Source organism: Ramlibacter agri, from assembly GCF_012927085.1.
Classification (GTDB): domain Bacteria; phylum Pseudomonadota; class Gammaproteobacteria; order Burkholderiales; family Burkholderiaceae_C; genus Ramlibacter; species Ramlibacter agri.
Genome location: NZ_JABBFX010000001.1, coordinates 3,452,677 through 3,465,277 on the forward strand (window position 1 = coordinate 3,452,677; position 12,601 = coordinate 3,465,277).

General features: G+C 69.0%; 13 protein-coding genes and 1 tRNA gene. 12 read left to right on the forward strand and 2 right to left on the reverse strand.

Annotation, left to right across the window (positions count from 1 at the left end; translation table 11 throughout):
- Together HHL11_RS16830 and ompR are read right to left on the reverse strand one after the other, a co-directional pair.
- Positions 1-1,467: a sensor histidine kinase gene (locus tag HHL11_RS16830; protein WP_169419488.1), complete on the reverse strand. Its 1,467-nt coding sequence runs from the start codon at positions 1,465-1,467 to the stop codon at positions 1-3.
- 56 nt (positions 1,468-1,523) lie between these two features.
- Positions 1,524-2,255 carry an osmolarity response regulator transcription factor OmpR gene (gene ompR, locus HHL11_RS16835; RefSeq protein WP_169419489.1) on the reverse strand — a complete coding sequence of 244 codons (732 nt, stop codon included), beginning with the start codon at positions 2,253-2,255 and terminating at the stop codon, positions 1,524-1,526.
- A gap of 180 nt (positions 2,256-2,435) precedes the next feature.
- Here ompR and HHL11_RS16840 point away from each other — a divergent pair, with 180 nt between their 5' ends.
- The 12 genes from HHL11_RS16840 to HHL11_RS16895 all read left to right on the forward strand — a co-directional run bounded on the left by HHL11_RS16840 (position 2,436) and on the right by HHL11_RS16895 (position 12,534).
- Positions 2,436-3,137, forward strand: a complete 702-nt coding sequence (locus HHL11_RS16840; protein WP_169419490.1) for an SIMPL domain-containing protein — start codon at positions 2,436-2,438, stop codon at positions 3,135-3,137.
- Between the two features lie 61 nt (positions 3,138-3,198).
- Positions 3,199-4,029: a metallophosphoesterase family protein gene (locus HHL11_RS16845; protein WP_169419491.1), complete on the forward strand. Its 831-nt coding sequence runs from the start codon at positions 3,199-3,201 to the stop codon at positions 4,027-4,029.
- A 32-nt stretch (positions 4,030-4,061) separates the two neighbouring features.
- Positions 4,062-5,006 carry an alpha/beta fold hydrolase gene (locus HHL11_RS16850; RefSeq protein ID WP_169419492.1) on the forward strand — a complete coding sequence of 315 codons (945 nt, stop codon included), beginning with the start codon at positions 4,062-4,064 and terminating at the stop codon, positions 5,004-5,006.
- A complete protein-coding gene (locus HHL11_RS16855; protein WP_169419493.1) occupies positions 4,978-7,182 on the forward strand; it encodes a RelA/SpoT family protein in 2,205 nt (734 codons plus the stop codon). The genes HHL11_RS16850 and HHL11_RS16855 overlap by 29 nt, the downstream gene beginning before the upstream one ends.
- Entirely contained in the window at positions 7,179-8,381 is a 1,203-nt protein-coding gene (locus tag HHL11_RS16860; RefSeq protein WP_240980312.1) for an amidohydrolase family protein, read from the forward strand. The genes HHL11_RS16855 and HHL11_RS16860 overlap by 4 nt, the downstream gene beginning before the upstream one ends.
- Positions 8,372-8,448, forward strand: a tRNA-Val gene (locus tag HHL11_RS16865). The genes HHL11_RS16860 and HHL11_RS16865 overlap by 10 nt, the downstream gene beginning before the upstream one ends.
- A gap of 131 nt (positions 8,449-8,579) precedes the next feature.
- Positions 8,580-8,927, forward strand: coding sequence for a type II toxin-antitoxin system prevent-host-death family antitoxin (locus HHL11_RS16870; protein WP_169419495.1), 348 nt, complete (start codon positions 8,580-8,582; stop codon positions 8,925-8,927).
- Positions 8,928-9,581 (forward strand): AAA family ATPase, encoded by a 654-nt coding sequence (locus HHL11_RS16875; protein ID WP_169419496.1) that lies wholly within the window; start codon positions 8,928-8,930, stop codon positions 9,579-9,581.
- Positions 9,582-9,590: 9 nt separating this feature from the next.
- Positions 9,591-10,220 carry a LysE family translocator gene (locus tag HHL11_RS16880; protein ID WP_169419497.1) on the forward strand — a complete coding sequence of 210 codons (630 nt, stop codon included), beginning with the start codon at positions 9,591-9,593 and terminating at the stop codon, positions 10,218-10,220.
- Between the two features lie 100 nt (positions 10,221-10,320).
- Positions 10,321-10,944, forward strand: coding sequence for a trypsin-like serine peptidase (locus HHL11_RS16885; RefSeq protein WP_169419498.1), 624 nt, complete (start codon positions 10,321-10,323; stop codon positions 10,942-10,944).
- 91 nt (positions 10,945-11,035) lie between these two features.
- Positions 11,036-11,593 (forward strand): lipid-binding SYLF domain-containing protein, encoded by a 558-nt coding sequence (locus HHL11_RS16890; RefSeq protein ID WP_169419499.1) that lies wholly within the window; start codon positions 11,036-11,038, stop codon positions 11,591-11,593.
- A gap of 53 nt (positions 11,594-11,646) precedes the next feature.
- On the forward strand, positions 11,647-12,534 hold the full coding sequence (locus HHL11_RS16895) for a fructose bisphosphate aldolase (protein ID WP_169419500.1): 888 nt from the start codon (positions 11,647-11,649) through the stop codon (positions 12,532-12,534).
- The last annotated feature ends 67 nt before the right edge of the window (positions 12,535-12,601 follow it).

A 12,601-nucleotide genomic window follows, 5' to 3' on the forward strand; every position in this document is an offset into this window, starting at 1 on the left:
TCAGGCGACGGGCGCCTTTTCCTTCTGCGCTTCGACGTTGCCGCCGCCCGGCACCGGCGGCATCATCCGCGGCCGCTGCAGCTTGATGTGCGCTGCCAAGCCGCCTGACGTGGTGTTGGCCAGGGCGAAGATGCCGCCCATGCGCTGCACCGTCTTGTCGACGATCGCCAGGCCCAGGCCGGCGCCGGTGGCCGCCGTGCGGGCGGCGTCGCCGCGGAAGAAGGGTTTCACCAGGTTGGGCAGGGCCTCCGCCGACACGCCCATCCCGTGGTCGCGCACTTTCAGCAGCACCCATTCGTTGCGGGCGCGGGCGGCGATGTCCACCACGGCGATGCCGGTCTCCGGCGTCTTGCCATAGCGGCGGGCGTTTTCCAGCAGGTTGCTGATGACGCGGGCCAGTTCCACTTCGTCCGCCAGCACCGTCAGGTTCCTGGGCAGGTCGACGTTGACGCGGATGTCGCCATGGTCCTCGATGGCGTACATGCACGCTTCGATCACATCGTTCAGCACCACGGGCTTGAGCTCGGCGTGGTCGGGGCGGGCGTAGTCGAGGAACTTGTCGATGATGGCGTCGAGCTGGTCGATGTCGGCCGCCATGTGGTCGCGCGCGTCGGCGTCCGCCACGCTCATCTCGGTTTCCAGCCGCAGGCGGGCCAGCGGCGTGCGCAGGTCGTGCGAGATGCCGGCCAGCATCACGGCCCGGTCCTGCTCGATCTTGGCCAGCTGCTGCGCCATGCGGTTGAAGCCGATGTTGACCTCGCGGATCTCGCTGGTCACCGCCTTCTCGTCGAGGCGGCTGGCGTCGAAGTCGCCGTCACGCACCCGGCTGGCGGCGAAGGACAGTTGCTTCAATGGCCGGTTGATCAGCCTGGCGATCACCGCCGCGCCGGCCAGCGACAGCGCCGCCGCCGTGATCAGCCAGATCAGCCAGGTCTTGCCACCGACCTGCGAGAACTTCGCGCGGTCCAGCAGCATCCAGAACATGTCGCGCTCGATCCGAAAGCCGATCCACAGGCCTTCGTCGCCATTGACGCTGCTCGCCATGATGGTGCCGGCGCCGAGCCGCCCGACGAGCTCCTCGACGATGCGGCGGTCCATGGCGCTGCCGGTCAGCGGCGCCCACTTGTCCTTCGGCTCGCGCGGCAGGATGCGCACGCCTTCCTGATCGGCCAGGGTCTTGATCAGCGAGACGCGGGCGATCGGGTCGGCATGGACCAGCGCCGCGCGGCTCAGGTTGACCAGCGATGCGATCTGCTGCGCCGTCTGCACGGCGCGCGGCTCGAATTCCAGGGCCCGGAAGGTCTGCAGCCAGGCCACGATGGAGCCTATGAGCAGCAGCGACAGCAGGAAGAAGGTGCGCCAGAACAGCGACAGGCCCACGCGGGGCCGCATTTCCAGGGGCGCGGGCGCGGTTTCCAGCGGCGCGGGGCCGGTAGGTTCCACGTGCGCCGACGTAGCTCGAATCATGGTGGGATTGGACCGCAGCGTGGCGGTCCTGTCACGCTTCCCGGTGGATCAGTCGATCAGCCCGCGCCGTCCGGCACGAACACGTAGCCCACGCCCCACACCGTCTGGATGTAGCGCGGCGAAGCCGGGTCGGCTTCGATCAGCTTGCGCAGGCGCGAGACCTGCACGTCCAGGCTGCGGTCGAAGGGTTCGAACTCGCGGCCGCGGGCCAGCTGGGCCAGCTTTTCGCGCGACAGCGGCTGGCGCGGATGGCGCACCAGGGCCTTCAGCATCGCGAATTCGCCGGTGGTCAGCGGCAGTTCCTCGCCGTTCTTGCGCAGCGTGCGGGCGCCCAGGTCGAAGGCGAAGGGGCCGAAGCTCACCACCTCGTTGTCGGAGGAGGGCGCGCCGGGCGCTTCCTGGGCCGGGCGGCGGCGCAGCACCGCGTGCACGCGCGCCAGCAGTTCGCGCGGGTTGAAAGGCTTGCCCAGGTAATCGTCGGCGCCGACCTCCAGCCCGACGATGCGGTCCACGTCCTCGCCCTTGGCGGTCAGCATGATGATCGGGGTGCGGTCGTTGGCCGCGCGCAGGCGCCGGCAGATGGACAGGCCATCCTCGCCGGGCATCATCAGGTCCAGCACGATCAGGTCCGCGGTCTCCCGCAGCATCAGGCGGTTGAGTGCCTTGCCGTCTTCGGCCAGGATGACTTCGAAGCCTTCCTGGGTGAGGTAGCGGCGGAGCAGGTCGCGGATGCGGGCGTCGTCGTCGACGACCAGGATCTTGTCGGTCCGTGCTGCAGCTTGCGTCATGGTTCTCCTGAAGCCAATTTGTAACAACGGCGATTCTGACGGCCCCGAAACCCCGTTTCCGGGTTTTCCGGGGGTGCCTTTCACAGTGTTACAGATGTTGCCCCACAAGGGGCCGCTTGACAAGCGGGAGGCTTGCCGGACGCGAGCTGGGCGGTTAGCGGCCGCTACCATTGCCGAGCCATGATCAAGACCCGAACCCTTTTCGCCGGCTGCGCGCTGCTGGCCGCGGCCTCGCTGACCTGCGCCCAGACGCTGCCGCCGCCGCAGAACGTGCTGCAGCTGCAAGCCAGCGGCACCGTCGAAGTGCAGCAGGACCTGCTGATGATGACGCTCTCCACCTCGCGCGACGGCACCGACCCGAACGCCGTGCAGGCGCAGCTGAAGACGGCGCTGGAAGCCGCGCTGGCGGAGGCGCGCAAAAGCGCACAACCGGGGCAGCTGGATGTTCGCAGTGGAAACTTTGCGCTCTTTCCGCGACATGACAAGCAGGGCCGCATCTCCGGCTGGACCGGCAGCGCCGAGCTGATCCTGGAAGGCCGCGACTTCCCGCGCATCACGCAGGCGGCCGGCCGCATCCAGACGCTGACGCTGGCCGGCATGTCCTTCGGGCTCAGCCGCGAGCAGCGCGCCCGGGTCGAGTCGGACGCGCAGACCAAGGCCATCGAGCAGTTCAAGAATCGCGCGAACGAGCTGGCCAAGGGCTTCGGCTTCACCGGCTACACGCTGCGCGAGGTGGCGGTGAACAGCAACGACATGGGCCCGACGCCGCGCTTCCGGCCGATGGCCATGGAGGCCAAGGCGGCCAGCGACAGCGCGGTGCCGGTCGAGCCCGGCAAGAGCACGGTGTCGGTCACCGTCTCCGGCTCGGTCCAACTGCGCTGATCAGCAGCGAAGGCGTCCGACAAGGGCGCCGCGGCAGGCCGGCTAAATTGGCGGCAGAACGATGACCGTCCTGCTGCACCTGTCCGACCCGCACTTCGGCACCGAGGAGCCGCGGGTCGTGGCCGCGCTGCTGCAGTTCACGCACGCGCTGCGTCCGGACGTGGTGGTGTTGTCCGGCGACATCACCCAGCGCGCCCGCAGCGCCCAGTTCGCGGCGGCGCGCCGGTTCTGCGACGCGCTGCAGGTCCCGCACCTGCTGACCTTGCCGGGCAACCACGACATCCCGCTCTACAACGTTGCGGCCCGGGTCCTTTCGCCGTACGCGGCCTACCAGGCCTGCTTCGGCAAGGACCTGGAGCCGGAGCTGGACCTGGCCGACGTGCTGGTGCTCGGCGTCAACACCACCCGACCGACCCGCCACAAGGACGGCGAAGTCTCGGCCCGGCAGATCCGCCGCGTCGTCGAGCGCCTGCACCGCGCCCGGCCCGGCCAGCTGCGGGTGGTGGTGACCCACCAGCCGGCCTGCGTGCTGCGGCCGGAAGACGAAAAGGACCGGCTGCACGGCGGCGAGGCCGCGGTGCAGGCCTGGGCCCGGGCCGGCGCCGACCTGGTGCTGGGCGGGCACATCCACCTGCCCTACACCAGCGACCTGGTGGCGCGCGCCAATGCCACGCCGCGGCCGCTGTTCTGCCTGCAGGCCGGCACGGCGCTGTCGCACCGCACCCGGCATGGCAGCCCGAATTCGGTGAACGTGGTGCGCTGGAGCCCGCCGGCCCCCGGCGGCATGCGCGAAGTGCGGGCGGAACGCTGGGATTACGACCTGGCGGACGACCGCTTCGAAGAGTCGAAAGGGGACACGCTGAAGCTGGGCGAGCCGTTTCATTTAGGATGACGCGGCCGGGCTGTCCCGGCGCCCACCAGCTCATGAACGTGCCCACGCTCAACCACGTCACCTGCGCCGGCCCTTCCGGCAGCCACCGCATGGCCTATTGGCAATGGGGCGACGCTGCCGCGCCGCACCTGGTCGTCTGCGTCCACGGCCTGTCGCGCCAGGGGCGCGACTTCGACGTCCTGGCGCAGGGCCTGCTGGAACGCAGCCGCACGCCGCTGCGGATCGTCTGCCCCGACGTCGTCGGCCGCGGGCGCAGCGACTGGCTGCCGGATCCCATGGGCTATGCCTTCCCGACCTACGTGGCGGACATGCTGGCCATGCTGGGCCAATTGAATGCGCAGGCGCCCATCGCCACCCTGGACTGGGTGGGGACCAGCATGGGCGGCCTGATCGGCATGGGGCTGGCCGGCACGCCGAAGCTGCCGTTGCCGGCGCCCGTCCGCCGTCTCGTGCTGAACGACGTCGGCCCGGTGATCCAGTGGGCCGCGCTGCAGCGCATCGGCACCTACCTGGGCAACACCGGCAAGTTCGACAGCGTGCAGCAGGCCGCCGACGCCATGTGGCAGATCTCCACCAGCTTCGGCCCGCACACGCCGGCGCAATGGCTGGCGCTGTCGCAGGCGATGGTGAAGCCGCTGCCCGCCGGCGGCTTCACGCTGCACTACGATCCGGCGATCGCCGTTCCTTTCCGCAGCATGACGCAGGAAGCGGCGGCGGCGGGCGAGGCCGCGCTCTGGCAGGCTTACGACGCGATCCGCGCCGACACGCTGCTGCTGCGCGGTGCCAACTCCGACCTGCTGACGCGCGCGACCGCCGAAGAGATGTCCCGGCGCGGGCCGAAAGCCCGGCTGGTGGAATTCGAAGGGGTGGGCCACGCGCCGACCCTCATTGACGACAAGCAGGTGGAGGTCGTTGCTTCCTTCCTGCTGCCTACCGACACCGCATCCGATGAAAAGCCATTCCGCGGAACTGGCTGAAGCCGCACCCGTCCCCGAACTGGTGATGGCGGCCGAACAGGCGCTGCCGCAACAGGCGAACGCGCTGGCCCGCGCACGCGCGTTCGCCGAGCCCCTGATCGCCGGCGAGACGCTGGACACCGGCGAGAACACGCTGGTGCACGCCGACGCCGTGGCCGCCATCCTGAAGTCCATGGGCGGCTCCGAGGCCATGCAAGCGGCCAGCTACCTGGTCTACGCCGCGCACCACCTGAACAAGCCGCAGGAGGTCATCGCCAAGGCCTTCGGCGAGAGTTATGCCGCGCTCGCGGTGGAGACCAACAAGCTGGTGCGCATCCAGCAGCAGGCGCGCGGCGCCGAAGTCACCGCGCACCTGATCGACGACCCCAAGGCGCAGACCGAGAACGTGCGCAAGATGCTGCTCGCCTTCTCGCGCGATTTGCGGGTGGTGATGCTGCGCCTGGCCTCGCGCCTGCAGACCCTGCGCTGGTACGCCGCGACCAAGCGCCCGGTGGCGCCGGGCGTGGCCTACGAGGCGCTGCACGTGTTCGCGCCGCTTGCCAACCGCCTGGGCATCTGGCAGCTGAAGTGGGAGATGGAGGACCTCGCCTTCCGCTTCCTGGAGCCGGAAACCTACAAGCGCGTTGCCCGCTGGCTGGACGAGAAGCGCGTCGAGCGCGAGCACTACGTCGAGCAGATGCGCTCGCAGCTGGAGATCGAGCTGAAGGGGCTGGGCATCGACGCCGAGGTGCACGGCCGGCCGAAGCACATCTACAGCATCGTCAAGAAGATGCGCGGCAAGTCGCTGGAGTTCGACGAGGTGCTGGACGTGCGCGCGCTGCGCGTGATCGTGCCAGACGTGAAGGACTGCTACGCGGCGCTGGCCTGGGTGCATTCGCGCTTCATGCCGATCATCGAGGAGTTCGACGACTACATCGCCCGTCCCAAGGCGAACGGCTACCAGTCGCTGCACACGGTGGTGCGCGACCCGGCGGGGCGGCCGATCGAGATCCAGATCCGCACGAAGGCCATGCACGAACACGCCGAGCACGGCGTGGCGGCGCATTGGGCCTACAAGGAAGCCGGCGCCAAGGGCTATGCGGGCGTCACGGCCGGCAGCAACTACGACGCCAAGATCGCGGTGCTGCGCCAGCTGCTGGCGTGGGAGCGCGAGCTGGTAGGCTCCGCCGAAGGCCTGTTCGAGGACCGCATCTACGTGCTGACGCCGCAGGCTTCGGTGGTGGAGCTGCCGCAGGGCGCCACGCCGGTGGACTTCGCTTACAGCGTCCACACGAGCCTGGGCCATCGCTGCCGCGGCGCGCGTGTCGACGGCCAGATGGTGCCGCTGAACACGCCGCTGCATAACGGCCAGACCGTGGAGATCATCGCCGTCAAGGAAGGCGGGCCCTCGCGCGACTGGCTGAACCCGGAGCTGGGTTTCCTCGCGAGCAGCCGGGGGAAGGCCAAGGCGCGCGCCTGGTTCAACGAGCAGCAGCGGCACGACACCGTGGGCCGTGGCCGCGAGCTGGTGGAAAAGCTGCTGCAGCGCGAAGGCAAGACCGCGATCAAGCTGGAAGACCTGGCTTCGCAGCTGGGGTTCAAGTCGGCGGAAGACCTGTTCTTCGTCGTCGGCAAGGACGAATTCTCGCTGCGCAACATCGAGACCCTGCTGCACCCGGCCGCGCCGCCGCTGCCGCAGGACGACTACCTGCTGCTGAAGAAGGCGAAGGCCACGCCGAAGTCGCCCAAGGGCGGCGTGCTGGTGGTGGGCGTCGATTCGCTGCTGACGCAGCTGGCCAAGTGCTGCAAGCCGGCGCCGCCGGACGCGATCAGCGGCTTCGTCACGCGCGGCAAGGGCGTCAGCATCCACCGCAACGACTGCGCCAACTTCCGCGAGATGGCGGCGCGCACGCCGGAGCGCGTGATCGAGGTGGAGTGGGGCAAGCCGAAGAAGGAGGAGGGCGCGGTCTACCCGGTGGACGTGGCCATCGAGGCGCAGGACCGCCAGGGGCTGCTGCGCGACATCTCCGAGGTGTTCGCCAAGGAGAAGATGAACGTGATCGGCGTGCAGACGCAGAGCGTCAAGGGCACGGCCTGGATGACGTTCACGGTGGAGATCACCGATTCGCAGAAGCTGGCGAAGGTGCTGGTCGTGGTGGCCGATGTCAACGGGGTGCGCTCGGCGCGCCGGCGCTGATGGACCTGCTGCTGCGCAACGTGCGGCCGCTGGGCGGCGCGGCCGTCGACGTGGAAGTGCGCGGCGGCCGCATCCATGCTTTGCATCCCGGACTCGATCCGGGATCCATGCCCGTCATCGACGGCGCCGGTGCCTTGCTCCTCCCCGGCCTCATCGAGTCCCACACCCACCTGGACAAGACGCTCTGGGGCCTGCCCTGGTACGTCAACGAAGTCGGCCCGCGCCTGGAAGACCGCATCGCCAACGAGCGCCGCTTCCGCGCTGACAGCGGCCACGATGCCGGCGCGCAGGCGCTGAAGCTGGCGCGCGAATTCCTGGCGCAGGGCACGACGCGCCTGCGCACGCATGTCGATATCGACACCGAAGCGGGCTTGAAGCATCTGCACGGCGTGCTTGCCACGCGGGCAGCCTTGCGCGACGAGATGGAGATCCAGCTGGTCGCCTTCCCGCAATCGGGCCTGCTGGCACGTCCTGGGACGGCGGAATTGCTGGACGAAGCCTTGCGGCTCGGCGCCGACGTGCTGGGCGGCCTGGATCCGCAGGCGATCGATGGCGATGCCGCGGCTTCGCTGGACCTGCTGTTCGCCATCGCGACGAAGCATGGCAAGCCCATCGACATCCACCTGCATGAAGGCGGGGAAGAGGGCGCGCGCACGCTGGACCTGCTGCTCGATCGCACGCAGGCGCTGGGCTTCGCAGGCCGCGTCGCCGTCAGCCACTGCTTCTGCCTTGGTGATGTCGCATTCGCGCGGCGCGCGCAACTGCTGGAGCGCATGGCGCGCCTGCAGGTGGCGATCATCACGACCGGCACGGCCTCGCGTCCGGTCCCGCCGTTGAAGGAGTGCGTGCAGGCCGGCGTGCTGGTGGCTGCCGGCAACGACGGCATCCGCGACGCCTGGACGCCTTATGGCCGGCCCGACATGCTGGAGCGGGCGATGCTGCTCGGCCTGCGCAACAACCTGCGGCGCGACGACGAGATCGCGCTGGCCTTCGATGCGGTCACCAGCGCCGCGGCATGCGCCTGCGGCTTTTCCGACTACGGCCTCGCGGTCGGCTGCCGCGCGGATTTCGTGCTGGTCGAGGCGCAGAACATCGCCGAAGCAGTGGTCGCGCGGCCGCCGCGCAGACTGGTTGTCAGCCTTGCGAAAGTCGTCGCGCAGAACCCTGCTACAATCGAGGGCTCAACGACAGGCGCGTAGCTCAGCTGGTTAGAGCACCACCTTGACATGGTGGGGGTCGTTGGTTCGAGTCCAATCGCGCCTACCAAGATCCGGCCCCGTCTTCCGCAAGGAAGGCGGGGCTTCGTCGTTCTGGGGCGCTGGAGCGCGAGGGCGTGGATTGAAAAAATGCCATTTTTTCCGAAATATGGCAAAATGCCCTAACCCTAGGAGCTCCGCATGCTGGCCGACCTGCCCCAACTGGAAGAACTGCCTCGCCAGACGGCGTCGGCGGTGAAGAACAAATGGCGCGAGGTGGTGCGCGAAGTCCGCGAGACTGGAAGCGTGGCCATCACCAACCACTCCGCGGTGGAAGTGGTGCTGGTGAACGCGGAAGCCTACCGGCAGCTCGCCGCAAGCGCGGCTGCGCTCAAGGAGCGGGAAGCTTCGGCGCTGGACCAGCTGTCCGCGCAATTCAAGGACAGGCTCGCCGGCTTGCAGTCGCCTGGCGCTGGGGACAAGGTGGCCGCCATGTTCCAGCGCAAGGGCAAGCTGGCCAAGCGACCGAAAGCCGGCACCTCGTTCTAGGTGCGTCCCTTCATCGTCGTCCTCGCCGGGGTGAACGGCGCGGGCAAGAGTTCGGTTCTCAGCATGCTGCTGCAGGACCAGGGGCTGACCTGGTTCAACCCCGACCGGTATGCTGCGGAACTGGCACGCAAGCTGGGGATTGGCCTGGCTGAAGCGAACGGGCATGCCTGGCAGCAGGGCAGGGCGTTGCTGGAAGAGGCCATCGCGAGCGGCAGCAACCACGCGTTCGAAACGACGCTGGGCGGGCACACGATCACGCGGCTGCTGCGCGAGGCCTCGCAATCGCATGCCGTGTTCATGCTGTACTGCGGCCTGTCGTCACCGGAACTGCATCTCGCCCGCGTGGCGCAGCGCGTCGCGCACCGCGGGCACCCCATCCCCGAGGACAAGATCCGCGAGCGGTGGACGACTTCACGGGCCAACCTGGTGACGCTCTTGCCCACGCTTGCGCGGGTCCAGGTCTTCGACAACAGCCTCACGGTGCGACCTGGCCAGGACATCCCGGATCCCAACCTGGTGATCGAGCTCGAAGGCGGGCGCGTGACCTTCCCGGACGTTCGTTCGGCGGCTTCGCTCGCCGCGGTGCCCGAGTGGGCCCAACCGATTCTGGAGGCCGCCATCCAGCTGGCGCCGCGGCGCCGAGCCAGCCGATAAGATGCCTCCATGTTCCCCGCCGACATCCTCCTCGCCTACCTCGCCGCGGTGCTGCTGGTCGTGATCGCGCCGGGGCCGGACAACATCCTGGCCCTCAGCCGCGGCTTGAGCCAGGGCCGGACCGCCGCGGCGCTGTCCTCGCTCGGCGCCGGCCTGGGCATCCTGTGCCACTCGGTCGCCGCGACCCTGGGCCTGGCGCTCGTGCTGCAGACCTCGCCGCTGGCGTTCTGGATCGTCAAGGCGGCCGGCGCGGCCTACCTGGTGTGGCTGGGGTTCAAGGCGATCCGCTCGCGCAACCTCATTTCCTTCGTGCCGGCGCAGCAGCAGCCGTTGCGCCGCGTGTTCCTGACCGGCCTGCTGTCCAACGTGCTGAACCCGAAGCCGGGGCTGTTCGTCGTGGCCTTCATCCCGCAGTTCGTGTCCGCCGCGCGCGGCTCCGTGGCCGAACAGATGCTCGTGTACGGCGCGATCTTCGCCGTGCTGACGACGCTGATCTTCACCGTGCTCGGTTGCTTTGCCGCGCAGCTGTCGCGGGCGCTGGCCAAGCGGCCGCGCGTGGTGCTGGCCGCCAACGTCGGCGCCGGGCTCACTTTCGTGGCTGCAGGCGTGTCGATCCTGGCGCTCGACCGGCGCCGCTAGCCGCTCCGCGCCAGCGGCACGGAACCCAGGTCCCGCGCGTCGAATCGTCTGCCGCGGGCGGCGACCATCACATCGGACGGTCATCCTCATTCCCGATGCAATGCGCACGGGCGGCGCCCAGGCGCTGGGGCAGGGCAGCGGCGTGATGGTCGGCCCGCGCCACCTGCTGACGGTGAGCCACGTGATCCAGTGGAACAACGACGGCACGGCCGGCTGGGTGCGCTTCACGCCTTCGTACTTCGACGGCAGCGCGCCGTTCGGCGTGGCCTGGGCCGTCATGACGTATTCGAAGTACAAGGTCGTGGGCCCGACGGTCGACTTCATCGAGGGCATGTACGACTACGTCTGCTGCGTGCTCGAGCACCCGATCGGCAACCTCACCGGCTGGATGGGGGCCAAGGGCTACACCGACGGCTGGGACGGCGGCGCGTACTGGAGCCACATCGGCTACCCGGGCGACCTCACGGGCGGCAACCGCCCGACCTACCAGGGCGGCATCCCGCTGGACGGCTACTGGTGGGAATTCGATTCGCACGAGGCGATGTCGCACTACGCCGACGCGTGGCCCGGCCAGTCGGGTGGCCCCTTCTTCGGCTGGTGGAACGGCGAGTCCTGGCCGAGCGTCGTCGCCACGCAGAGCTCCCAGAACTCGAGCGAGAACAACGCCAGCGGCGGCCAGGACCTGGTCGACCTCATCCTCAAGGCGCGCGCCGACCATCCCTAGGCTTCCCCCGAAGGGTGCATGGGACCTAGGTCCCATGCGCCGGGCGGCCGCGGCGCCCAACAATCTCCTGCTCAACGATCCAGGAGATTCCATGCAAAGACGCCAGGTCCTCATCACCGTCCCGTCACTGCTGCTCGCGGCCACCGCGCGCGCGGAAGCCGACAAGACCGCGAAGCAGTCGGAGATCAGGCAGAAGGCCATGCAGACGCTGCAGGACTTCTACAAGTCCGACGCCAGCCTCAAGGACGAAGTCTCCAAGGCCGCCGGCTTTGCCGTGTTCACCACCTACGGCCTGAGCTTCGGCCTCGGCGGCGCGGGCGGCAAGGGCCTGGCGCACGACAACAAGTCGAAGAAGGACACCTTCATGAACGTGGGGCAGGCCAGCGCGGGCCTGCAGATCGGCGCCTCCGACACGCGCTACTTGTTCATCTTCCAGGACGCCAAGTCGCTGTCCGATTTCATCGAGCACGGCTGGGAAGCCTCGGCTAACGCCTCGGCGGGCGCGGGCACCGGGACCAGCGCGGCCAATGCCGGCGCGGGCGGCGGCAACGTTTCCGGCGGCAAGATGTTTGCGCTGACCAAGGCGGGCCTGCAGGCCGGCGGCGCGGTCGGCGGGCTGAAGGCTTGGAAGGACAAGGACCTCAACTGAGGCTCTTCGGTCCAGAATGCACCCGTGATGTCGTCCTGAGCACGGGGGCCGCCATGGATCCGAAGCAGCACGAGAAGGTCAAGTCCGCCCGCGGCTTCATCGCCGCGCTCGACCAGAGCGGGGGCAGCACGCCCAAGGCGCTGAGCCTGTACGGCGTCGAGCCGGGCAGCTATGCGGGCGAGCAGCAGATGTTCGACCTGATGCATGCCATGCGCAGCCGCATCGTTGCGAGCCCGGCCTTCGGCGGCGACCGCGTGCTGGGAGCGATCCTGTTTGAGCAGACGATGGACCGCGAGATCCAGGGGCGCCCCAGTGCCGACTACCTGTGGTCGGTGAAGCAGGTCGTGCCCTTCCTCAAGGTCGACAAGGGGCTCGCCGAGGAGGCGGACGGCGTGCAACGCATGAAGCCCATGCCCGCCCTCGATGGCCTGCTGGCGCGCGCCAGGGAGAAGGGCGTCTTCGGCACCAAGATGCGTTCGGTCGTGAAGCACGCGGACGCCAAGGGCATCGCCGACGTCGCCGACCAGCAGTTCGCGGTCGGCCGGCAGATCCTGGCGGCGGGCCTCATGCCCATCATCGAACCCGAGGTCGACATCCACGCCACCGACAAGGAGGGCGCGGAGCGGCTGCTCAAGGCCGCCATCCTCGAGCGCCTCGACGCGCTGGGCCCGCAGCAGCAGGTGATGCTGAAGCTCACGCTGCCTTCGGTGGACGACTTCTACGCGGACCTCGTGCGGCACCCGCAGGTGCTGCGCGTGGTCGCCCTGTCCGGCGGCTACTCGCGCGAGGACGCAAACCGGCGGCTCGCGCGCAACCACGGCGTCATCGCGAGCTTCTCGCGCGCGCTCACCGAAGGCCTTGCGGCGCAGCAGTCCGACGCGGAGTTCGACCGCGCGCTGGACGCTTCCATCGCCGGCATCTACGCGGCGTCCGCCGCCTAGGCCAGGCCCAGCGCAACGCCCATTGGACCAAGGTCCCACGGCTGTGCTGGCGCGAGCTGGCAGGACT

What these genes read in the sequence shown, in the direction of transcription:
- HHL11_RS16830 (WP_169419488.1), bottom strand. Translation starts at nt 1,467, where the DNA reads ATGATTCGAGCTACGTCGGCGCACGTGGAACCTACCGGCCCCGCGCCG.
- ompR (WP_169419489.1), bottom strand. Translation starts at nt 2,255, where the DNA reads ATGACGCAAGCTGCAGCACGGACCGACAAGATCCTGGTCGTCGACGAC.
- HHL11_RS16840 (WP_169419490.1), top strand. Translation starts at nt 2,436, where the DNA reads ATGATCAAGACCCGAACCCTTTTCGCCGGCTGCGCGCTGCTGGCCGCG.
- HHL11_RS16845 (WP_169419491.1), top strand. Translation starts at nt 3,199, where the DNA reads ATGACCGTCCTGCTGCACCTGTCCGACCCGCACTTCGGCACCGAGGAG.
- HHL11_RS16850 (WP_169419492.1), top strand. Translation starts at nt 4,062, where the DNA reads ATGAACGTGCCCACGCTCAACCACGTCACCTGCGCCGGCCCTTCCGGC.
- HHL11_RS16855 (WP_169419493.1), top strand. Translation starts at nt 4,978, where the DNA reads ATGAAAAGCCATTCCGCGGAACTGGCTGAAGCCGCACCCGTCCCCGAA.
- HHL11_RS16870 (WP_169419495.1), top strand. Translation starts at nt 8,580, where the DNA reads ATGCTGGCCGACCTGCCCCAACTGGAAGAACTGCCTCGCCAGACGGCG.
- HHL11_RS16880 (WP_169419497.1), top strand. Translation starts at nt 9,591, where the DNA reads ATGTTCCCCGCCGACATCCTCCTCGCCTACCTCGCCGCGGTGCTGCTG.
- HHL11_RS16885 (WP_169419498.1), top strand. Translation starts at nt 10,321, where the DNA reads ATGCGCACGGGCGGCGCCCAGGCGCTGGGGCAGGGCAGCGGCGTGATG.
- HHL11_RS16890 (WP_169419499.1), top strand. Translation starts at nt 11,036, where the DNA reads ATGCAAAGACGCCAGGTCCTCATCACCGTCCCGTCACTGCTGCTCGCG.
- HHL11_RS16895 (WP_169419500.1), top strand. Translation starts at nt 11,647, where the DNA reads ATGGATCCGAAGCAGCACGAGAAGGTCAAGTCCGCCCGCGGCTTCATC.